Source organism: Alterinioella sp. B-7 (assembly GCF_056857775.1).
This window is the reverse complement of sequence record NZ_JBSXNT010000026.1, coordinates 30,738-52,695: the sequence shown is the minus strand read 5'-3', so window position 1 is coordinate 52,695 and position 21,958 is coordinate 30,738. Positions and strand designations below refer to the sequence as shown.

The 21,958-nt window shown below is 65.6% G+C and carries 21 protein-coding genes; 15 read left to right on the top strand and 6 right to left on the bottom strand.

The genetic code is table 11. From position 1 onward, the window contains the following. Positions 1-61: 61 nt before the first annotated feature. Together aroQ and AC13C7_RS06875 are read left to right on the top strand one after the other, a co-directional pair. Positions 62-505 (top strand): type II 3-dehydroquinate dehydratase, encoded by a 444-nt coding sequence (gene aroQ / locus AC13C7_RS06880; RefSeq protein WP_446117321.1) that lies wholly within the window; start codon positions 62-64, stop codon positions 503-505. Then, entirely contained in the window at positions 502-1,266 is a 765-nt protein-coding gene (locus AC13C7_RS06875; RefSeq protein ID WP_482867013.1) for a LuxR family transcriptional regulator, read from the top strand. Before aroQ ends, AC13C7_RS06875 begins: the two co-directional genes overlap by 4 nt. Positions 1,267-1,735: 469 nt before the next feature. On the opposite strand, the gene tsf is transcribed toward AC13C7_RS06875, so the two are convergent. Next, positions 1,736-2,611, bottom strand: coding sequence for a translation elongation factor Ts (gene tsf, locus AC13C7_RS06870; protein WP_446117319.1), 876 nt, complete (start codon positions 2,609-2,611; stop codon positions 1,736-1,738). A 77-nt stretch (positions 2,612-2,688) separates the two neighbouring features. Further along, positions 2,689-3,489 (bottom strand): 30S ribosomal protein S2, encoded by an 801-nt coding sequence (gene rpsB, locus AC13C7_RS06865; protein ID WP_482867012.1) that lies wholly within the window; start codon positions 3,487-3,489, stop codon positions 2,689-2,691. A gap of 300 nt (positions 3,490-3,789) precedes the next feature. Here rpsB and AC13C7_RS06860 point away from each other — a divergent pair, with 300 nt between their 5' ends. Genes AC13C7_RS06860 through AC13C7_RS06850 form a run of 3 tightly spaced genes read left to right on the top strand, consistent with a single transcriptional unit; the run spans position 3,790 to position 6,452 of the window. Next, positions 3,790-4,680, top strand: coding sequence for a PfkB family carbohydrate kinase (locus AC13C7_RS06860; RefSeq protein ID WP_172319133.1), 891 nt, complete (start codon positions 3,790-3,792; stop codon positions 4,678-4,680). Beyond that, positions 4,677-5,612 (top strand): pseudouridine-5'-phosphate glycosidase, encoded by a 936-nt coding sequence (locus tag AC13C7_RS06855; RefSeq protein WP_482867011.1) that lies wholly within the window; start codon positions 4,677-4,679, stop codon positions 5,610-5,612. Before AC13C7_RS06860 ends, AC13C7_RS06855 begins: the two co-directional genes overlap by 4 nt. 60 nt (positions 5,613-5,672) lie before the next feature. Continuing rightward, positions 5,673-6,452: a DUF502 domain-containing protein gene (locus AC13C7_RS06850; protein ID WP_172319129.1), complete on the top strand. Its 780-nt coding sequence runs from the start codon at positions 5,673-5,675 to the stop codon at positions 6,450-6,452. A 68-nt stretch (positions 6,453-6,520) separates the two neighbouring features. On the opposite strand, the gene AC13C7_RS06845 is transcribed toward AC13C7_RS06850, so the two are convergent. Beyond that, positions 6,521-8,329: an extracellular solute-binding protein gene (locus AC13C7_RS06845; protein ID WP_172319127.1), complete on the bottom strand. Its 1,809-nt coding sequence runs from the start codon at positions 8,327-8,329 to the stop codon at positions 6,521-6,523. Between the two features lie 224 nt (positions 8,330-8,553). On the opposite strand from AC13C7_RS06845, the gene AC13C7_RS06840 reads away from it, so the two are divergent. From AC13C7_RS06840 to AC13C7_RS06810, 7 genes are all read left to right on the top strand, one after another. After that, positions 8,554-8,922: a nuclear transport factor 2 family protein gene (locus tag AC13C7_RS06840; protein ID WP_482867010.1), complete on the top strand. Its 369-nt coding sequence runs from the start codon at positions 8,554-8,556 to the stop codon at positions 8,920-8,922. A gap of 68 nt (positions 8,923-8,990) precedes the next feature. Next, positions 8,991-9,776 carry a 3-hydroxybutyrate dehydrogenase gene (locus tag AC13C7_RS06835; protein ID WP_482867009.1) on the top strand — a complete coding sequence of 262 codons (786 nt, stop codon included), beginning with the start codon at positions 8,991-8,993 and terminating at the stop codon, positions 9,774-9,776. Positions 9,777-9,952: 176 nt separating this feature from the next. Then, positions 9,953-10,984: a patatin-like phospholipase family protein gene (locus AC13C7_RS06830; RefSeq protein WP_482867008.1), complete on the top strand. Its 1,032-nt coding sequence runs from the start codon at positions 9,953-9,955 to the stop codon at positions 10,982-10,984. A gap of 132 nt (positions 10,985-11,116) precedes the next feature. Next, a complete protein-coding gene (locus AC13C7_RS06825; protein ID WP_482867007.1) occupies positions 11,117-12,592 on the top strand; it encodes a class I adenylate-forming enzyme family protein in 1,476 nt (491 codons plus the stop codon). Next, complete coding sequence (locus AC13C7_RS06820; protein ID WP_482867006.1) at positions 12,589-13,233, top strand: DsbA family oxidoreductase; 645 nt, start codon at positions 12,589-12,591, stop codon at positions 13,231-13,233. Before AC13C7_RS06825 ends, AC13C7_RS06820 begins: the two co-directional genes overlap by 4 nt. Positions 13,234-13,239: 6 nt before the next feature. Beyond that, complete coding sequence (locus AC13C7_RS06815; protein ID WP_482867005.1) at positions 13,240-13,788, top strand: methyltransferase family protein; 549 nt, start codon at positions 13,240-13,242, stop codon at positions 13,786-13,788. Then, positions 13,785-15,023, top strand: a complete 1,239-nt coding sequence (locus tag AC13C7_RS06810) for a multidrug effflux MFS transporter (RefSeq protein ID WP_482867004.1) — start codon at positions 13,785-13,787, stop codon at positions 15,021-15,023. The genes AC13C7_RS06815 and AC13C7_RS06810 overlap by 4 nt, the downstream gene beginning before the upstream one ends. Here AC13C7_RS06810 and mfd read toward each other — a convergent pair. Both mfd and AC13C7_RS06800 read right to left on the bottom strand, forming a co-directional pair. Beyond that, positions 15,020-18,463: a transcription-repair coupling factor gene (gene mfd / locus AC13C7_RS06805; RefSeq protein ID WP_482867003.1), complete on the bottom strand. Its 3,444-nt coding sequence runs from the start codon at positions 18,461-18,463 to the stop codon at positions 15,020-15,022. The two genes, AC13C7_RS06810 and mfd, sit on opposite strands and share 4 nt — an antisense overlap. 20 nt (positions 18,464-18,483) lie before the next feature. Then, a complete protein-coding gene (locus AC13C7_RS06800; protein ID WP_172319109.1) occupies positions 18,484-19,005 on the bottom strand; it encodes a component of SufBCD complex in 522 nt (173 codons plus the stop codon). Between the two features lie 131 nt (positions 19,006-19,136). On the opposite strand from AC13C7_RS06800, the gene hemB reads away from it, so the two are divergent. After that, on the top strand, positions 19,137-20,135 hold the full coding sequence (gene hemB, locus AC13C7_RS06795) for a porphobilinogen synthase (RefSeq protein WP_482867002.1): 999 nt from the start codon (positions 19,137-19,139) through the stop codon (positions 20,133-20,135). Between the two features lie 3 nt (positions 20,136-20,138). Here hemB and AC13C7_RS06790 read toward each other — a convergent pair whose 3' ends face one another. Next, positions 20,139-20,300, bottom strand: a complete 162-nt coding sequence (locus tag AC13C7_RS06790) for a hypothetical protein (RefSeq protein ID WP_172319105.1) — start codon at positions 20,298-20,300, stop codon at positions 20,139-20,141. A gap of 237 nt (positions 20,301-20,537) precedes the next feature. Here AC13C7_RS06790 and AC13C7_RS06785 point away from each other — a divergent pair, with 237 nt between their 5' ends. Continuing rightward, positions 20,538-21,398 (top strand): MBL fold metallo-hydrolase, encoded by an 861-nt coding sequence (locus tag AC13C7_RS06785; protein WP_482867001.1) that lies wholly within the window; start codon positions 20,538-20,540, stop codon positions 21,396-21,398. A 72-nt stretch (positions 21,399-21,470) separates the two neighbouring features. Further along, positions 21,471-21,899: a protein tyrosine phosphatase family protein gene (locus tag AC13C7_RS06780; RefSeq protein WP_446121818.1), complete on the top strand. Its 429-nt coding sequence runs from the start codon at positions 21,471-21,473 to the stop codon at positions 21,897-21,899. Positions 21,900-21,958 lie beyond the last annotated feature (59 nt).

Genomic DNA, 21,958 nt, shown 5'->3' with positions numbered 1-21,958 from the left:
ATTCCTGTCTCGACAGCGGCTTTCGCCACCCGCTATACCTGTCACCAGTTGGGGAACTGAAATGCGAATACTTGTCCTGAACGGGCCGAACCTGAACCTTCTGGGTCAGCGAGAGCCCGCCATCTACGGCACCACGACATTGGCCGACCTCGAGGCGCTTTGCCGGTCCGAGGCCGAGCGTTCGGGCGTGACCCTGGGCTTTGCGCAATCGAACCAGGAAGGCGCGTTGGTCGATGCGCTGCACGGCGCGATGGAGGATCAGGACGGCGTGATCCTCAATGCCGGGGCCTATACGCACACATCGGTCGCGCTGCGCGATGCGATCAGCGCCATTTCGATCCCCGTGATCGAACTGCATCTCAGCAACACCCATGCGCGCGAGGCGTTCCGCCATGTCTCGATGATCGCGCCGGTCTGCCTGGGCGTCATCGCCGGGTTCGGCGCGCCGGGCTATCCGCTGGCGGTACGCGCCATGGCCGATCACCTCAAGGCCCCTGCCCCGTGAAGCAGCTGCGCGCATATCTCGATGCCCGCACGGTCGATGACCTGTGGGAATACCACACCGGCCTGATGGCCGATTACGGGTTCGACCGGCTGTTCTACGCCTATACCTGCTTTCAGACCGCCAACACGTTCAGCGATCCCGAGGATGCGCTGATCCTGACCAATCATCCCGCCGATTACGTCGATTCCTACGTCTCGCAAGGGCTGTTCCGGGATGCGCCGATGCTGAACTGGGCGACGCGCAATGTCGGCTCGACCAGTTGGCGGGTGATCCGCGAGTCCTTCATGGCGGGTGGCGACCTGTCGCCGGGACAGCGCAGCGTGATCGAGCTGAACCGCAAATACGGGCTGACCGCGGGCTATACGATCGCCTTTCCGATGGCCGTCAAACGCGCCGCCGCCGGGATCGGCCTGACTGCGAAGCGCGGCGTCACCCAGGATGAGGTCGACGCGCTGTGGCAGATCAAGGGCGAAGAGATCGAGATCATCAACCACGTCGCGCATCTGTGCATCACGCAATTGCCCGCGACAGGCCAGAGCCGCGTCTTGACCCCGCGCCAGAGCGAGGTTCTGGAACTGGTGGCAGATGGCAAATCGGTGCAGGACATCGCGCTGCTTCTGGGGCGCAAACCGGCCACGGTGGACAAGCACCTGCGCGGCGCGCGCGATACCCTGGGCGTCGAGACCACGGCGCAGGCGGTGCGCAAGGCCTCGATCCTGAACCAAATCTTCGTGCTTGAGGATCAGCCTGCGATTCGCTGACCGAGCGCGGAAAACCACCGCCCTCAAAGCGCTTTGGCCACCGATTGGCTGGCAGGTTTCCGCCCAAAGGTAGGGGAAACCTGACTTTTGCTTTGGCTTACTTTACGTCAATCTGACGGGGTTCCGTGAGTGATGACTGAAATTTTCTCGGTCAGGAGCATTGGGGCCATCGGGGGCATTTTTCACCCCGGTGGTCCGCAAACCGGGTTCGTCCCGGACCTGACCCAGTCCGCCGGTCGGATTTCAGATCGGCGGCGGGTCACCAAGACCCGACGAACGGCCATCCCCAACCGGCCACCACATCGGGATATCAGGTTAAGAAGCGGCGCTTTTCCGTCTCGTCCCTCAGGATTTGCGCCGCTTCTTATCCGTCCTTCCCCCGAAACATGAAAAGGCAGAGACCCCTCCCAAGATCTCTGCCCTTCTGGCGGTCGCCCGCGACGGGGCCCGCCGGGATAAGCGGTGCGGCTTACCCCTGAACGGCCTTCGCAACCTCGGCTGCGAAATCCTCTTCCTTCTTCTCGATGCCTTCGCCCACTTCCAGCCGGACAAAGCCGGTGACGGTGGCGCCAGCCTCTTTCGCGGCCTCGGCGACGGTGACATCGGGGTTGACCACGAATTGCTGGTTCAGAAGCGTGGATTCTGCAACGAATTTCTTCATCCGGCCCACGATCATCTTCTCGATCACCTGCTCCGGCTTGCCGGATTCGCGGGCAATATCCATCTGAACCTGCTTTTCCTTCTCGACCACGGCGGGGTCCAGGTCATCCTCGGACAGGGCTGCGGGGTTGGCGGCGGCGATATGCATCGCGATCTGTTTGCCAATGGCCTCGTCACCGCCCGAAAGCGCGACCAGGACGCCGATCTTGCCCATGTCGGGCGCGGCGGCGTTATGGACATAGGAGATGACGGTCTCGCCCTCGACGCGCGCCATGCGGCGCAGGGTCATGTTCTCGCCGATGGTGGCGATCTTGGCGGTCAGCGTGTCGGCGACGGATTTGCCGCCCATGTCGGCCGCGGCCAGCGCGTCCACATCCGAGACACTCAGCGCGACCTTGGCGATGCGCGACACCATGTCCTGGAACTCGGCGTTCTTGCCGACGAAATCGGTCTCGGAGTTCACCTCGACCGCGACGCCGACACCGCCTTCGACGGCGACGGCCACCAAACCTTCTGCGGCGACACGGCCCGATTTCTTGGCGGCCTTGGCCAGCCCCTTGGTGCGCAGCCAGTCAACCGCGGCGTCCATGTCGCCATCGGTTTCGGTCAGCGCTTTCTTCGCGTCCATCATGCCGGCACCGGTGGTGTCGCGCAGCTCCTTGACCATTGCAGCAGTGATTGCCATGGGTCATATCCTCTTGATATTCTTGCAGAACATTGCGGGACCAGCGGCAAAGCCGGTCCCGGGCTCAGGTGCGGTCTTCAGCTTTCGGCGGGCGTGTCCTCGGCGGGGGCAGCCTCTGCCGTCTCGCCGGTCAGCACTTCCTCGACGCTGCTTTCCTCCAGCGCGCCCAGGTCGACGCCTGCGCCTTCCATCTGCGCGGTCATGCCGTCCAGCGCAGCACGCGCCACGAGGTCGCAATAGAGCGAGATCGCGCGGGCCGCGTCGTCATTGCCGGGGATGATGTAATCGACGCCATCGGGCGAGCAGTTGGTATCGACCACGGCGACGACCGGAATACCGAGCTTCTTGGCTTCCGCGATGGCCAGGTCTTCCTTCTTGACGTCGATGACGAAAAGCAGGTCGGGAACGCCGCCCATTTCGCGGATCCCGCCGAGCGAGGCCTGCAGCTTGGCCTGGTCACGCTCCATGCCGAGACGCTCTTTCTTGGTCAGGCCCTCGGTGCCCGATTCCATCGCCTCGTCGATCGACTTGAGGCGGGAGATCGAGGCCGAGACGGTCTTCCAGTTGGTCAGCGTGCCGCCGAGCCAGCGGTGGTTCATGTAATATTGCGCGCAGCGTTCTGCGGCGTCGGCGACGGGCTTCTGCGCCTGCCGCTTGGTGCCGACGAAGAGGATGCGGCCGCCTTTGGCGGCGGTTTCGCGTACGACATTCAGCGCCGCGTCCAGCATCGGAACGGTCTGCGTCAGGTCGAGAATGTGGATGCCATTGCGCGCGCCATAGATGAACTCGCCCATGCGGGGGTTCCAACGCTGCGTCTGGTGGCCGAAGTGAACGCCAGCTTCGAGAAGCTGACGCATGGAGAATTCAGGAAGCGCCATGCTTGTTTTCCTTGTTTCCGGTTTATGCCTTGGTGAAGGATGAGGGCGGAAGCCCAACCGGTGGACCGCAAGGGATGTCTCCCCTCTTGGCCCGCCTTCACCTGTGAAGTGGGTGCGCTTTATGTCAGGCTGCGGGGAATGGCAAGCCCCCAGCCCTTTTTTCACGCGGTGTCGAATTGCTGCGCAATCCGACCGATGCGAGGGGGCCGGCTGCCCCCTCGCGCTCCCCCGCAGGTATTTTCGGCAAAATGAAAGCAAAAGGCGTGGACCTTGGTCACCGGGCTGGCTAGGGAAGGCCGCATGAGCACCACCCCCGATATCCTGTGCATCGGCTCGGTCCTGTGGGACATTATCGGGCGCTCGGATCACGCCATGCTGGCGGGCAATGACAAGCCGGGCCGCATCAGGCGCATTCCGGGGGGCGTGGCGCTGAATATCGCCATGCAGCTGCGTCATGAGGCGATGCACCCTGAGCTGTTGAGCGTGGTGGGCGACGATGCCGAGGGGCGCGCGCTGCTGGCGGCCTGTGTGGGCATGGGCCTTGGGGTGCGTCATATGCTGATTGACCGAGACCTGCCGACCGATCATTACATGGCGGTCGAGGCGCAGGGGCAGCTGATCGCCGCAATCGCCGATGCCCATTCGCTTGAGACGGCGGGCGCGCGCATCCTGGAACCGCTGGAAGATGGCAGGCTGGCCAGCCCTGGCGCCCCCTGGACCGGCCTCATCGCGCTGGATGGCAACCTGACCACCGCGCTGTTGGGTGAGATCGCGGAAAACCCCGTCTTCGCGCAGGCCGATCTGCGCATCGCCCCCGCCTCGCCCGGCAAGGCGGAACGGCTTTGCGTGTTCCTGGGCCACTCCCGTGCCACGCTCTATGTCAATTGCGAGGAGGCGGGGCTGATCTCGGGCCGGACCGTAACCAGCGCCGAGGCTGGGGCGGCGGCGATGCTGGAGGCGGGCGCCATGCGGGTTCTGGTCACCGACGGGGCGCGCGCGGCGGTCGATGCCAGCCCCGATCGCATCATCGGCAAGGCCCCGCCGCTGATCCAGCCCCGCCGCGTCACCGGCGCGGGCGATACCTTCATGGCGGCGCATATCGCGGCGGAAGCGCGCGGGCAGACGCCCGAGGCCGCGCTGGAGACCGCCTTGCAGACCGCCGCGACTTACGTTGCAGGAGACACAGAATGACGCCCGATTTCATCACGCTCTCGCCCGAGGTGGCGCAGGCGCAGTCCGAAAACGCCCCCGTGGTGGCGCTGGAAAGCACCATCATCACGCATGGCATGCCCTATCCGCAGAACCTGGAAACCGCGCAGACGGTGGAACGCGTGGTGCGGGACGCGGGCGCGGTCCCTGCCACGATTGCCGTGCTCAAGGGGCAGATCCATATCGGCCTGACCGCCTCGGAGCTTGAGGCGCTGGCGCAGGCCGGGGATGTCATGAAGCTCAGCCGCGCCGATTTCGCGGTCGCCATGGCGGCGGGCAAGACCGGGGCCACGACCGTCGCGGCGACCATGATCGCGGCGCATCTGGCGGGCATCCGGGTCTTTGCCACCGGCGGCATCGGCGGCGTCCACAAGGGGGCCGAGGACAGTTTCGACATCTCCGCCGACCTGATGGAACTGGCGCAAACCCCGGTGACGGTGGTCGCCGCCGGGGCCAAGGCGATCCTCGACATCCCCAAGACGCTGGAAGTGCTGGAAACCCAGGGCGTGCCCGTCATCGCCTACCGCCAGGACGGGTTTCCGGCCTTCTGGTCACGCGAAAGCGGGATCACCGCGCCCCTGCGCATGGACAGCGCCGAGGCCATTGCGCGGGCCCACCTTATGCGCGAGCGTATCGGCCTGCCCGGTGGCCAGCTTGTCGCCAACCCGATCCCAGTCGCCGCCGAGATCCCGGCCCGAGACCTCGCCCCGCTGATTGCCGATGCGCAGAACGAGGCGACAGCGCGCGGCATCGCCGGCAAGGCGGTCACGCCCTTCCTGCTGCAACGCCTTTTCGAGTTGACCGAAGGCCGCAGCCTCAGCGCCAATATCGCCCTTGTTCTGAACAATGCCCGGCTGGCCGCGGAGATCGCCCGCGCGATTTTGAACAGCCGGGGTGACGCTGCGTCCTTGTAAGGCGGGGGCCGCGCCCTTACTAAGTATAACGGACCTCCCCCTTGGACGCTTGAGCCCCGCATGGAACTGCCCAAACCCCCAGAGCCGCCCCGGCGCGGCTGGATCTCGTCTCTGCAGGCGAGTTTCCTGACCGGCCTCGTCGTGATCGTGCCGATTGCGCTGACCGCCTGGCTGATCTGGTCGCTCATCGGCTGGATCGATTCCTGGGTGCTGCCCTTCCTGCCCGAGGCCTATAACCCCGCGACCCTGATCAACCGCTATCTCGGCACCAATATCGACATCCGCGGTATCGGCCTGGTGATGATCCTGCTCTTCACCATCCTGGTGGGCTGGATCGCCAAGGGGCTGATCGGCCGGTCGCTCATTCGCACCTCCGAGTCGGTCGTCCTCTCGATCCCCGGTGTGCGCTCGCTCTATTCAGGGCTCAAGCAGATCACCGAAACGGTGCTGGCCCAAGGCAAGGGCTCGTTCGAGAAGGCCTGCCTGGTGGAATATCCGCGCAAGGGGATCTGGGCCATCGCCTTCATCTCGACCGACGCCAAGGGCGAGATCGCATCAAGCCATGACAAGGCGATGATCTCGGTCTTCCTGCCGACGACGCCGAACCCGACCTCGGGCTTTCTGCTGTTCCTGCCGCGCGAGGATGTACAGGTGCTGGAGATGAGCGTCGAGGATGCCGCCAAGCTGGTGATCTCGGCGGGGCTGGTCTATCCCAGCACCAAGCCGCCCAAGGAGGTGTCCGAGGAGGCGGTGCTGCTGGAGATCGACCCGCAATACCAGCCTGACCCGGATGAAGACATCGACGACAGGGCCGAGCGCCGCACGCGCGAAGATGCCTGACATCTGACAAGAAAACGCGCCGAAGGCCCCTTGCCCCGGCGCGCTTGATGGATCGACGTCAGATCGCCTTATTCCTCATACCACCAGACATCGGGCTGGAACCCCAGGAAATCGCCATAGATCGGCAAGGTCTCGGGGTAGCGCAGGGCCCGGTCATGCGCGATACGGCTGATCGGCGAATACCAGATCGGGATCACGTAGCGCCCCGAGGTCAGCACCCGGTCCAGCGCCCGCACGGCGGCGCGGTAATCCTCCTGGTCGGCCGAGGTCAGCATCTCGCCGATCATCGCGTCAATGGCCGGGTTGCAGGCCCGCATCAGGTTGCGGCTGCCTTCCGTATCGGCCATGTCACAGCCCCAGTAGAGGTATTGCTCATTACCGGGCGACAGCGATACGCCACGCTCGAAATAGGTCATGTCATAGTCGAACCGGTCGGTGCGTTCGCGGTATTGCGCGCTGTCCACGGTGGTGACATTGGGCGATATGCCAAGCCGGTCCAGCGCCTCAAGGTAGATGTTGATGATGGCCTGGATCTCGGCGCTGCCCTGTTGCAGCACGATATCGAAGCTGAAGGGCTGCCCGTCGCCATCGACCATGACGCCATCCTCGACGCTGTAGCCCGCCGCCTCCATCAGGCGCAGCGCCTCGCGGATGCCCGCCCGGTTTGCGGGGCGACCATCGGTGACCGGAAATGTATAGCCTTCCAGCGCGCCGGGCAGAAGATCGTCGGCGAAGGGCTCCAGCAATTCCGCCACACGGCCCTCGGCCGCGCCCTCATTCATCCCCAGGATGGAGTTGGAGAAATAGGAGGTGATGCGCGGCTCGGTTCCGCCGTTCTGGGTCTGGTTGATATATTCGAAATTGAAGGCCTGGATCATCGCCTCGCGCACGCGCCAGTCCTGAAACTGGGGGCTGCGCGTGTTCATGGCAAAGCCGAACATGCCGGTGGGGCGTTCATGGGGGATCTCCGAGAACACGACCTCGCCCGATTGGGCGCGGGGGAAATCATAGTTGTTTTCCCAATTCGCGGCATTGGTCTCGCGGATGGTGTTGATCTCGCCCGCGATGAAGGCCTCGAACATGGCGGTGCCGTCGCCGAAGAACTCCAGCCGGACCTCGTCGATCACGTTGGTGCCGCGCCGGAACCCCAGATCGGCGCCCCAGTAATCGGGGTTGCGCGTCAGCGAGACATAGCGCCCCGCTTCGAAATCGGTCACGACATACGGGGCCGAGCCGATCGGCACCACGTCCAGCCCGCTTTCGGTGAACGCGTTCTCCTCCCATTGGGCACGTTGCAGGATCGGGCGCATGCCCATGATCAGCGCCAATTCGCGGTCGGGTTCGTTGAAGGTCAGGCGGATACCGCGTTCGCCCACCGGCTCGATGCTGGCCACCTTGGACCAGGCATTGAGGTAGCGCGGGTGGCCAACGGTCCCAAGCGTCTCGTAGCTCCAGATCACATCCTCGACCGTGACCGGGCTGCCATCGGAAAACCGCGCCTCGGGGCGCAGGTGAAACTCGACCCAGAGGCCATCGGGATCGGCCTCGACCGATTCGGCGAGCAGCCCATAAAGCGTGAACGGTTCGTCATAGGACCGGCCCATGAGCGATTCGTAGGCAAGGAATCGCAGCTGCCACGGCACCCGGCCCTGCCGGATATGCGGGTTCAGACTGTCGAAACTGCCGACCTCGCCGGTGACGATCCGCCCGCCCGTGGGGGCGTCGGGATTGGCATAGGGCAGATGCGTGAAACCCGGCGGCAGCGCAGGCTCGCCATACATCGCGATCCCGTGCATGGGCTCGCTCTGCGCGGCCCCGGCCAGGCACACCCAGACCCCCAGAATCTTCGCTGCCCGCGTGAAACAATCTTTCAGCATTTGTGGACAATCTCCCCTGCCCTTTGTTTGATTACCCCCGACGCTACCCGCCCCCGTCCCGGCTTTCAAACTTTTCGGTTGGACTCTGGGCAAGCTATTGCTTATAAAGGGATCACTGCTCGATAGGTTTCTTGCCTGTATGAAACCTGCCTCAATAACTTAACGCCAGCCTTGTGCTGGCGTTTTTTTTGGCAAGTGGTCCCGAGCATGGAGGGAGAGCGGCCATGACCCCCGACGCGCTGATCGCAACATATGGGGCCGCGTGGCTGGAAGAGGACGAGCAGGCGCGCCTTGGCCTTCTGGAACGCTGTTGGGCCAAGGATGGGGTCTATGAGGATCCCTCGGTCCGCGCCAAGGGGCGCGCGGCGCTCAGCCGCCATATCGCGTCTGTCCACGCCACCTATCCGGGCGCGCGAATCGAGGTGACCAGCGGCGTGCAGGGCTACGGCCAGAACCTGCGATTCGATTGGCACATGCGCGCCGCCGACGGATCGGTCGCAATCCACGGTGTCGATTTCGGCCAGATCGGCCCGGATGGCCGCCTGACACGGATCACCGGCTTTTTCGGGGACGTGCCCAAGCCCACCGGTTAGAACCGCCTCTCGCATCTCGCAAACTCCGCAGATAGGATGCGCCAAAATCAGCATTTCGGAGCAGCCCCATGGCCATCACCACCTCGCTTTCCGGCAAGACCGCCGTCATTACCGGCTCCAACTCAGGCATCGGCCTCGGCATCGCGCGCGAACTGGCGCGGGCGGGCGCGGATGTGGTCCTGAACTCCTTCACCGACCGCGAGGAGGATCACGCTCTGGCCCGCGACGTCGCCAAGGAATTCGACGTTACCGCGCGCTATATCAAGGCCGACATGTCGAACGCAGACGAGTGCCGCGACCTGATCGCGCAAGCCGGAGCCTGCGATATCCTGATCAACAACGCGGGCATCCAGCATGTCGCCGCGATCCCCGAATTTCCGACCGAGAAATGGGACGCGATCATCGCCATCAATCTCAGCTCGGCCTTCCATACCACTGCCGCAGCACTGCCACTGATGCGCAAGGCCGGTTGGGGCCGGGTGATCAACATCGCCTCAGCCCATGGCCTGACCGCCAGCCCCTACAAATCCGCCTATATCGCTGCCAAGCACGGCATCGTGGGCCTTTCCAAGACCACCGCGCTGGAAACCGCGGAGGAGCCCATCACCTGCAACGCAATCTGCCCCGGCTATGTGCTGACGCCGCTGGTCGAGGCGCAGATCCCCGACACGATGAAGGAATACGACATGGGCAGGGATGAAGTGATCAGAAACGTGATGCTGAAACGCCAACCTTCAAAGGAGTTCGCGACGGTCGAGCAGATGGGCGGCACCGCCGTCTTCCTGTGCTCGGACGCGGCCGCCCAGATCACCGGCACGACGATCAGCGTCGATGGCGGCTGGACCGCGCTCTGACCCGCTTGCGTTAACCTTACCCCATCCCGGTTAAGGTTAACGCGCGCGCCCTTCACCTTGACGACCCCCGCCCCCTTCTTTGTTCCGCAAATATCCCCGCCCATTGCCCGACAGGCGGCGTCATGCCGCTGAAAGGGGAGGCATCCCGCCCTCACCCCCCTCACACAAGGCCCGCCATGACCCGCAAACAGATCAACCTGGCCCTGCAAGGCGGCGGCGCGCATGGCGCCTTCACCTGGGGCGTGCTGGACCGGCTGCTGCGCGAGCCCTCGATCGAGATCGCGGGTATTTCCGGCACCTCCGCGGGCGCGCTCAACGGGGCCGCGCTCAAGGCGGGCCTTGCCGAGGGCAGCCGAGACCTCGCGCGCGAGAACCTGGAATGGCTCTGGCAACAGATGGGCGCGATCACCGACCTGCGCTTCGCGGGCTGGCTCGATGCCGCCTCGCCCTCGGCGATCAGCCAGATCATCGAGGCCTCGCTCCCCTTCGCGATGTCGGACGCGCTCAGCCGCGTGGTCAGCCCCTACGCCTACGGGCCCTTCTACCAGAACCCGCTGGAACCCGTCGTGCGCCGGTTTCACTATGACGAGGTCTGCGGTGAGGCCGGCCCCGTCTTCCACATCTGCGCCACCAATGTGCGCACCGGCAAGATCCGGGTCTTTTCGGGCCACGAGATCACCAGCGACGCGATCCTGGCCTCGGCCTGCCTGCCGACGCTCTTCCAGGCGGTCGAGATCACCGATCCGGTGACGGGGATGGAGGAGGCCTATTGGGATGGCGGCTATACCGGCAACCCGGCGCTCTTCCCGCTTTTCGCCCCCGACCTGCCCGCCGATATCGTGATCGTCAATATCAACCCGCTCTACCGCGAGGATGTGCCGAAGACCGCCCGCGCGATCCAGAACCGGATCAACGAGATCGGCTTCAACACCTCGCTCCTGCGGGAATTGCGCGCGATCTCCTTCGTCCAGCGCCTGCTGGCCGATGGCGCGCTTTCGCCCGGCACGATGAAGAATATCCATGTCCACATGATCGCCGATGACGACCTGATGGCGCAGCTCTCCGTTGCCACCAAGACCGTGCCGGTGCCCCAGGTTCTCTACAAGCTGCGCGATGCGGGCGAACGCGCCTGCGACCGGTTTCTTGAGCGCCACGGCGAGAATATCGGGACGCGAGGCAGCGCCGATCTGGCGGCGATGTTCGGTTAGGGTCCTGCCCGTCAGGTGCCGGTTTTCGCGGTCTGGGCCGAAAGGGACGAGCCAGGGAAAACCGACCCCACGCTACCCGGAAACGATCCCGCACCCTTGCCATGGGTCAGCGTCTTGCTTACGCCCGCTGCCATGACCTGCCCCGCCCCCTTCAACCTTGCCGCCCATGTGCTGGCGTCGGCGGCGACCCATCCCGACAAGGTGGCGCTGGCGGTACTGTCGCCTGCCCGCGCCGACCGTTGGAGCTATGCGCGGCTCGAAGACACCGTGCGCCGGATGGCGGCGGGGCTGCTGGCCGAGGGGCTTGTCCCCGGTGACCGCGTGCTTCTGCGCCTCGGCAACCGGCCTGCTTTTCCCGTCGCCTACCTTGCCTGCATCGCCGTGGGTCTGGTCCCCGTCCCGACCTCCGCCGCGCTGACCGTGCCCGAGATCACGGCGCTGGCACGCCTCGCCCCTCCGCGCCTGATCCTGGCCGAGGACGGCATCGCCCTGCCGGGTCCCCTGCCCTGCCCGGTCGTGACCGATCTGGACCGCCTCACCGCGCATGAGCCCGCCGATTATGCCTTGGGCGATCCCGACCGGCTGGCCTATATCCTCTTCACCTCCGGCACCTCCGGCGGGCAGCGGGCCGTCGCCCATGCCCATCGCGCGATCTGGGCGCGGCGGGCGATGTATGACGGCTGGTATGGCTTGCGTGAGAGCGACCGCGTGCTGCATGCGGGCGCCTTCAACTGGTCCTTCACGCTCGGCACAGGCTTGCTCGACCCCTGGTCCGTGGGCGCGACCGCGCTGATCCCCGCGCCCGATACCGCGCCCGAGGCGCTGCCGCTTCTCCTCAAACGCCATGACGCGACGATCTTTGCCGCCGTACCCGGCATCTACCGCAAGCTGTTGCGCACCCCCCTGCCCGCCATGCCGAAACTCCGCCACGGCCTTTCGGCGGGCGAGAAACTGCCCGAACCCATCCGTGCGCAGTGGCACAAGGCCACAGGAACCGAGATTCACGAGGCGCTTGGCATGACCGAATGTTCCACCTTCATCTCGGGCAGCCCCGACCGGCCCGCGCCGCCCGACACGCTCGGCTTTGCGCAGCCGGGGCGCAGGATTGCCATTCTGGACGAGGCGAACACCCCGGTCGAGGACGGCAGCATCGGCACGCTGGCCATCCACCGCGATGAACCCGGCCTGATGCTCGGCTACCTCGACGGCGACACGGTCGACCTGCCCCTGTCTGGCGCGCATTTCCTCACCGGGGACCGGGTCGCGCGCGTGGGTGACGGTGCCATCGCCTATCATGGCCGCATCGACGACGTGATCACCGCGGGCGGCTACCGCATCGCACCGCAGGAGATCGAGGTCGCCTTCCAGGACGCGCGCGGCGTCACAGAGGTCGCGGCGCTGTCCTATCCGCTTGGCGACACGCAGGTCATCGCGCTGGCCTATACCGGGGAGCCGCAGCCCGACCGCGCGTTGGCCGACCTCGCGGCGCGCGCCCTGGCTGGCTACAAGCGCCCGCGCCTCTATATCTATCTCGACGCCATGCCGCGCGGCGCCAATGGCAAGCTGGACCGACGGGCATTGGCCCGCAAACTGAAAGACCGCTCATGATCAAGCTCGACATCATCTCGGATCCGATCTGCCCCTGGTGCTTCATCGGCAAGGCCAATCTCGACCGGGCGCTGGAGGCGGCGGGCGATCACCCCTTCACCGTCGAATGGCATCCGTTCCAGCTCAACCCCGACATGCCGCGCGAGGGGATGGACCGGCGCGCCTATCTGGAGGCGAAGTTCGGCGGCAAGGAGGGCGCGGTCAGGGCCTATGCACCGGTGGTCGAAGCGGCAGAGAAAGCGGGGCTCAAGATCAATTTCGAGAGCATCGCGCGCACGCCCAACACGCTGGACGCGCATCGCCTGATCCATTGGGCGGGACTGGAAGGGCGGCAGACGCCGATGGTGGCCGCCCTCTTCAAGGCATATTTTCAGGAGGGGCGCGATATCGGTGACGCCACCGTGCTGGCCGACATCGCCGAAGCGCTGGAGATGGACCGCGCCATGACCCTGCGCCTGCTGGCGGGCGATGCTGATACCGACGACATCCGCGCCCGCGACGCCCATGCCCGCGACCGCGGCGTCACCGGCGTGCCCTGTTTCATCGTGGCGGGTCAGCACGCCCTGCCCGGCGCGCAACCGCCCGAGCTTTGGGCGCAGGTGATCCGTGAGATCCGCGAGCAGCTTGCGGACAAGGGATAGGGCGCGGTGGCGCTCCTCCTGGGGCTCGGCGCAAGCGCGCTCTGGCTGGTGATCCTCCGGCTGTCGGACCGTGCGCCGGGACGGGGGCCGTGGCCGCCGCGACGGGGCAACCTCTTCACCGCGATATGGGCCTGGACGCTCACGACCTGCCTCTACCTGGGGCTGGTGCAGACCTGGGGGCAACCCTCTGTCCTGCCGGGGCTTTTGCGCAACGGCATCGGCCTGCCGCTGGCCATCGCGGGCTCTGTGCTGCACACATGGGCCACGGCCACCCTCGGGCTGAAAGGCACCAGCGGGTGGGATGTGGGGGTGACGACAGGCGGCCCCTACGCGCTCTGTCGGCATCCGCAATACCTTGGCCAGATCGCCTCGCTGGCCGGGATCGCGCTCTGGATCGGATCGACCCAGTCGCTGGTCCTCGGCCTTGCCGCTTCGGGCGTGCTGCTATACGGCTCGGCCGTGGAGGATCGCGCCCTTGCGGACCGACATCGCGCGGCCTTCGCCGCCTACCGCGCCAGAACCCCGTTCCTAGTGCCCGCCGTGAGCCGCCCATGACCGACACCGCCCTGCCCCTGCCGCCGCGCCGTCTGCACCGGGTGGAGTTCGTGGCGCTGATGGCCATGCTCATCGCCTCCATCGCGTTCTCCATCGACGCGATGCTGCCCGCCCTGCCCGAGATCGCCGAGGAGCTCAGCCCCGACGACATCAACCGCGCGCAGCTGATCCTGACGATCTTCGTGCTCGGCATGGGCGTCGGCACCTTCGTCACCGGGCCCATTTCGGACGCGATCGGGCGCAAGCCGGTGATCGTGATCGGGGCCGCGCTCTATTGCACCGCCTCGGTCGCGGCATGGTTGGCGGGGTCGCTGGAATTGCTGCTGCTCGCGCGCTTCGTGCAAGGTCTGGGGGCCGCAGGGCCGCGCATCGTCGCCCTGGCGATCATCCGCGACCTCTATGCGGGGCGCGACATGGCGCGGCTGATGTCCTTCATCATGCTGGTCTTCACCATCGTGCCGGCCATCGCCCCCACGATCGGCGCGGGCATCATCGCGCTTGTGGGCTGGCGCGGCATGTTCGGGGCCTTCATCGCCTTTTCGCTGGTCTCGACCGCGTGGCTGACGATCCGCCAGCCCGAAACCCTGCCCCCCCAGGCGCGCAAGCCGATGCGCGCGGGCGTGCTGTGGCGCGCGGTGAAGGAGGTGCTGTCCCTGCCCATGGTGCGCCTGTCGATCCTGGTGCAGACGCTGGCGCAGGGGATGCTCTTTGCCGTGCTCAGTTCGACCCAACAGGTCTATGACCTGACCTATGACCAGGGCGCGCAGTTCCATTTCTGGTTCATGGGCACGGCCTTCTTGGCGGCGACCGCCAGCATCCTGAACGCGGTGCTGGTGATGCGGTTGGGGATGCGCCTTTTGATCACCTTCGCGCTTGGCGGGCAGATCGTGCTCAGCAGCCTCATGATCCTCTTCGAGATCACCGGCCCCTGGGGCTATGGCGCGGGGCTGACGGCGTGGTTCCTGTGGTCCACATCCGTGTTCTTCATGGTCGGGCTGACGCTTGGCAACCTCAACGCGCTGGCGATGGAGCCGCTTGGCCATATCGCGGGGCTTGCCGCCTCCATCGTCGCGTCGCTGGCCACCGTGGGGGCGGTGATCATCGCCATTCCCATCGGGCTGGCCTTTGACGGCACGCCCTTGCCGCTCTCGCTCGGGGTGCTGGCCTGCTCGGTTATGGGCTTTGCCCTGACCCGGTCGATGGCCCGGCTCGAGCGTGTCAGGGCTACCCCCTAGCCCTTCTTGCCCACCACCTTCTCGGCGAGGTCACGGGCGATGGCGAAGGCGCCCTTGATCTTGTCGGCCTCGTTCTTCCAGTCGCGCCGCACCACGATCTTGTTGTCGCGCACCTTGGCCAGGCCCTTCTGATCCTGGACGAATTCCACCAGACCGGCGGGGTTGGCGAATTTATCGTTGTGAAACTGGATCGTCGCGCCCCGCGGGCCACCGTCGAGCTTGGCAATCCCCGCCCGCTTGCACATCGCCTTGATGCGCACGACCAGAAGCAGCGTGTTGACCTCGCGCGGCAGCTTGCCGAAACGGTCGATCAGTTCGGCGGCAAAGCCCTCAAGCTCCACCTTGGTGGTCAACTGGCTGAGGCGGCGGTAGAGGCCGAGGCGCACGTCCAGATCGGGCACGTAATCCTCGGGGATCAGCACCGGCACGCCCAGGTTGATCTGCGGCGCCCAGGTGCCGTCATCATCCGTGAGCCCCTCCATATCGCCCGAGCGGATCTTGGCAATCGCCTCCTCCAGCATTGACTGGTAGAGCTCGAAGCCGACCTCGCGGACATGGCCCGATTGTTCCTCGCCCACGATATTGCCCGCGCCGCGAATATCGAGATCCTGGGACGCGATGGTAAAGCCCGCGCCAAGGCTGTCGAGGCTGCCCAACACGCGCAGGCGCTTCTCGGCCGCAGGGGTCAGCTTGCGGCGCGGCTTCGTGGTCAGATAGGCATAAGCCCTTGTTTTGGAACGCCCAACCCGGCCCCTGATCTGGTAGAGCTGCGCCAGCCCATACATGTCGGCGCGGTGGATCACCATCGTGTTGGCGGTCGGAATGTCGATGCCGCTCTCGATGATCGTGGTGGCCAGCAGCACGTCATACTTGCCGTCATAAAAGGCGTTCATGCGGTCATCCAGCTCGCCCGCGGCCATTTGCCCATGCGCCACGACAAAGGTGACTTCCGGCACCTGGTCGCGCAGGAAGGCTTCGATTTCGGGCAGATCCTCGATCCGGGGGACGACATAGAACGACTGCCCGCCGCGATAATGCTCGCGCAGCAGCGCCTCGCGGATGGTGACAGCGTCGAATTCGCTGACATAGGAGCGGATGGCGAGGCGGTCGACCGGCGGCGTGCCAATGAGGCTCAGGTCGCGCACACCCGACAGCGACATCTGCAACGTGCGCGGAATGGGCGTGGCGGAGAGAGTCAGCACATGCACATCGCTGCGCATCTCCTTCAGGCGTTCCTTATGCGTGACGCCAAAGCGCTGTTCCTCGTCGATGATCAGCAGCCCGAGATTGGCAAAGCGGATGTTCTTGGCCAGAAGCGCATGGGTGCCGATGCAGATATCGACGCTGCCGTCAGTCAGCCCCTTGCGCGTGTCGCTGGCCTGTTTTGCCGGAACAAAGCGCGACAACTGCCTGACATTGATCGGAAATCCCCGGAACCGTTCGCGGAATGTCTGCGCGTGCTGGCGTGCCAGAAGCGTCGTCGGCGCGATGATCGCGACCTGCTGACCGGCGGCGGCGGCGACAAATGCCGCGCGCATCGCGACCTCGGTTTTTCCAAAGCCCACATCGCCCACGATCAGCCGGTCCATGGGGCGGCCGCGCGCGAGATCGTCCATCACATCGGCGATGGCGGTAAGCTGATCCTCGGTCTCCTCATAGGGAAAACGCGCGGCGAAGGCGTCCCACATGTCGCCGGGCGGCTCGATCACCGGCGCGTGGCGCAATTCGCGTTCGGCGGCGATGCGGATGAGCTTGTCGGCGATCTGGCGGATACGTTCCTTGAGCTTCGCCTTCTTGGCCTGCCAGGCACCGCCGCCGAGCCGGTCCAGCAGTGCCTCCTCATGGCCATAGCGGCTGAGAAGTTCAATGTTTTCAACAGGAAGGAACAGGCGGTCGCCACCGGCATATTCCAGCGCGATACATTCATGCGGCGCGCCCATGGCGGTCACGGTTTCCAGCCCCCTATAGCGCCCGACACCGTGATCGACATGCACGATGAGGTCGCCGGGGCTGAGGCTCTGCGCCTCCGTCAGGTAATTCTCGGCCCGCTTGGTGCGGCGTTTCGGGCGGATCAGGCGGTCGCCCAACACGTCCTGTTCCGAGATCACGCAAAGGCCCCCACCGGTGAAGCCCTGCTCCAGCGGCCAGACCACCAGATGCACGCCACCGGGGGCAAAAGTGACAGAGATGTCAGGAATTTTTGACAGGCTTGTCAGGTTCTGGTCTTCCAGCAGCCCCTCAAGCCGCTCCCGCGCGCCTTCGGACCAGGACGCGATGATCACGGCCCGCGATTGCGCCTGATCACGGATGTGATATGCCAATGCGTCAAAGAGGCTGACGTTCTCCTGCTGCCGCTCGGGCGCGAAGCTGCGCCCGATGCGCCCGCCCGCATCGACCACGCCGGGGCCGCTGGCCTGCGGCAGGGGCGAGAACTGCACCACGCGGTGGCCCGCCACGGCCCCCTCCCACGCGGCATCGTCAAGGTAAAGCAGGCCCGGCGGGCACGGCTTGTAGACGCTGTCGAGCCGCCCCTTTTGCGTGAGCGCGGTCTTGCGCGTGTCGTATTGATCCTCGATCGCCTCCCACCGCGCCAGCCGCTGCGGCGTGGTCTGGTCGTCCTGCGTGATGGTAGCGTCGGGCAGGTAGTCGAAGAGTGTTTCCAGCCGCGCGTGAAAGAAGGGCAGCCAGTGTTCAATCCCGGCATGTTTGCGGCCCGCGCTGACCGCCTCGTAAAGCGGATCGTCGGTGCCGCCCGCGCCGAACTCCACCCGGTAATTCTGCCGGAAGCGGGCGATGGCGGCGTCATCGAGGATGACCTCGGAGACCGGGGCAAGCTCGATCCGGGTCAGCTTTTCGGTGGTGCGCTGCGTGGCGGGATCGAAGCGGCGCGCGCCGTCCAGCAGGTCGCCGAAGAGGTCGAGGCGCACCGGGCTCTCCTCGCCCGGCGGCCAGACGTCGATGATGCCGCCGCGAATGGCGTAATCACCGGGCTCCATCACCGTGGGCGACTGGCTGTAGCCCATGCGCACGAGAAATCCGCGCAGGGCGTCCTCGTCGATGCGTTTCCCGACCTCGGCCAGGAAGGACGAGCCGCGCAGCAGGTCCTGGGGCGGGATATATTGCGTCGCGGCGTTGAGCGTGGTCAGCAGGATGAAGGGGCCGGAGAGACCGGCGACCAGTGCGGCCAGCGTCGCCATCCGGGCGGCGGAAATATCGGCATTGGGCGAAACCCGGTCATAGGGCAGGCAATCCCATCCGGGGAATTGCAGCACCGGCACGGACGGATCGAACAGGCGCAGGGCGGTCGCCATCGCGGCCAGCCGCTTGTCATCGCGCGCGATGTGGATGACGGGGGTGCCGCGCGCCAGTTCCGCCAGCACGCGGGTGGCGTCAAAGCCTTCGGGCACGCCGCCCATCAGGATATGAGTATCCTTTTCCATCAATACCCTATCGCGCGACGTTAAAGTCCCAACGCCCCATAATTCAGGTTCGTCCACATGCCCCAGAAGGCGGTGATGAAGATCGACACGACACCGATTCCCTGCACCATCATGCGGTGATTGCGCAGGCGGCGGGGCAGATCCTCGAACCCTGTGTCCCGCAAGGAGCGCGCGGTGTGGATGGTCAGGATCGCCACCAGCGTCATCGGCAGCGCCAGCAGGAAGACGGCCTGCGCGAACTCCACCCGGTAGCCCCATCCAAGCACACCAAGCGCGGTCAGCACGAAGGCGGCGAAGCCCGCGACCCAAGGGCCGGAAACCTCGATGATGGTCAGGATGCGGGCCACGTTGACCTCGGCCAGCACCCGCATGTCATGCAACGAGCGTTCATGCCCGCGCCGCGCGCGTGTCACCATGTCGAAGGGCACGCCGACGACCCAATGGCTGGCGGTGGACCAGAGTGCGGCCAGCGCGATCCAGTACCACAGGTTGGAAAACGACCTGAGGTCGATCACTTCGGTTGCGAGTTCGAGAAAGTCCAAGGCGGCGGTGCCCCTGATGCCTGCAAATTCCGGCGCACATTAGTCGCGCCTTTCAGGGGTTTCCAGCCCTTGAGAAAGTGGGCGCGGTATGCAACCAGAATTGCAACAGTTTGCCCCGCGAAAGGCTGCCCATGCCCGTCAATCAGGCCCCCTTCCCCGCCACGCGTCTCCGGCGCCTGCGCAAATCCCCCGCGATGCGCGACCTGGTGCGGGAAACCCACCTGTCGGTGTCGGACCTGATCTGGCCGGTCTTCGTGCGGCAGGGCAAGGGCGAGGTGGAGCCCGTCGCCTCGATGCCCGGCGTCAACCGCTACTCGGTCGACAAGCTGGTCGAGGCGGCCCGCGAGGCGCAATCGCTCGGTATTCCCGCGATCTGCATCTTTCCCTACACGGGCGCGGAGGACCGGACCGAGAGCTGCGAGCTGGCCTGGGATCCGGGCAATATCGCCAACCGCGCGATTGCCGCAGTCAAGGAGGCGGTGCCCGAGCTTGCGGTGATGACGGATATCGCGCTCGACCCCTATAACGCCAACGGCCATGACGGGATCGTGCGCGACGGGATCATCGTCAATGACGAAACGGTCGAGGCGCTGGTCAGGATGGCGCTGGCGCAGGCGGCGGCGGGGGCGGATATTCTGGGACCATCGGACATGATGGACGGGCGGATCGGGGCGATGCGGGCCGCGCTGGAGGCGGAAGGGCATCACGATGTCGCGATCCTGAGCTATGCCGCGAAATTCGCCAGCGCCTTTTACGGGCCGTTCCGCGATGCGGTCGGGGCCTCGGCGGCGCTGAAGGGCGACAAGAAGACCTACCAGATCGACCCCGGCAACCGAAACGAGGCGCTACGCTGTGTCGAGCGTGACCTGTCGGAAGGCGCGGATATGGTCATGGTCAAGCCCGGGCTGCCCTACCTGGACATTGCCCGCGCCGTGAAGGACCGCTTCGGCGCGCCGACTTTTGCCTACCAGGTCTCGGGCGAATACGCGATGATCGAGGCCGCCGCCCAGAACGGCTGGATCGACGGCGACCAGGCGATGCTGGAAAGCCTGACGGCGTTCCGCCGGGCGGGCTGCGACGGGGTGCTGACCTATTTCGCCCCCCGCGTGGCGCAGCTCCTGAACGGGTGAGGATCAGACGGGCACGTCGTTGAACAGCTCCTCCTCGGCATCCTCCTCGGGCGCGGTGTAGCGCGGGCGGTGGCGGTGCGGCCCTTGCTGCTTGCTGTCCGGCCTGACCTTGTTGTCTCTCATCTTCTCGTCCGGGGTCTTGGTCTCGTCGCGTTTCTCGGCCATCTCGGGGTCTCCCTTTTTCTTCGGACCGCATCGGGTGTCTGACGCAGGCTCCAGTCTGGCGGAGAACACATGGCCGCGCCAAGTGTTCCGCGCCCCGCATCGACGCGGCAGGCGTGTTCCCGCCGCATGTTCGAGCATAACGCCCCGGCCCTGCCCGTTCCTTGACCAAAATCAAACCGCTTCCCATCTGTTTCATGCTAAGGGTCTTTCACCAGAACCTGCCGGAGGACTTTTGCCATGCACCCTGATGTCACCGCCTTCTTCGACGATGCGACCAACACCGTCTCCTACGTCGTGCGCGAGCCAGAGGGCAGCGCCTGCGCGGTGATCGATTCGGTGCTGGATTTCGACCATGCCTCGGGGCGCACCGACACGGGATCAGCCGACCGGATCATCGCCCATGTCAGGGATCAGGGGCTGGACTGCCAATGGGTGCTGGAAACCCATGTCCATGCCGATCACCTGTCCGCCGCGCCTTACGTCCAGACCCAACTGGGCGGCAAGATCGGCATCGGGGCGAATATCACCGTGGTGCAGGATGTGTTCGGAAAGGTCTTCAACGAAGGCACCGAGTTCCAGCGCGATGGCAGCCAGTTCGACCAGCTCTTCCGCGAGGGCGACAGTTTTCATATCGGCCAGCTGCGCGGCGACGTGCTGCACACGCCCGGCCACACGCCCGCCTGCATGACCTATGTGATCGGCGATGCGGCCTTCGTGGGCGACACCGTCTTCATGCCCGATTTCGGCACCGCGCGCTGCGATTTTCCCGGCGGCTCGGCCGAGGAGCTCTACGGTTCCATCCAGAAGATCCTGGCCCTGCCGGACGAGACCCGGATTTTCGTGGGGCATGATTACAAGGCGCCGGGGCGCGATGTCTATGCCTGGGAATCCACCGTCGCCGAACACAAGGCGCGCAATGTGCATATCGCCGAGCGCTCGCGCGAGGAATTTGTGAAGATGCGCGAGGAACGCGACGCGACGCTCGGCATGCCCAAGCTGATCGTGCCGTCGATCCAGATCAACATGCGCGCAGGCAAAATGCCCCCCGCCGAGGATAACGGCACCACCTATCTCAAACTGCCCGTCAACACGCTTTGACGCTACGGAAGCGGTTTTCATCGCGCGGCGCACGCGGCAAAGATCATCCTCTGACTTTCGATGAGGACCGCCATGGATCTGCGCCCGCTTTCCGAAGATCACTCCGTCGCTCCCCAGCTTGAGCCGGGCGACATGGCACGGCTGGCCCGCGCGGGCGTGCGCCTTGTGATCTGCAACCGCCCCGACGCCGAGGTTCCGCCCGCCCTGCAAGCCGCGAGGATCGAGGAGGCCGCGACCGCCGCCGGGCTCGATTTCGTCTACAACCCCGTCAATGGCGCCGCGATGACGCTGGACAATGTCGAGGAGCAGGCCGAGGCGATGGCGGCCGCCGAAGGCAAGACGGTGGCCTATTGCGCCAGCGGCATGCGCTCGGCCGTCATCTGGGCCTTTGCGCAGGCGGGTCGGCAGGAGACAGACGCGATCATCGCGGCGGGCAACGCGGCGGGCTATCCGATGGACGGGCTGCGCGCCCAGATCGAGGCGCTGGCGGCGCGCGGCTGAGGCCGGGTTGTGCCGGTCCCCGGCGCGCAGTAATCTGGCCGCCGATGTAAACCCGCAAG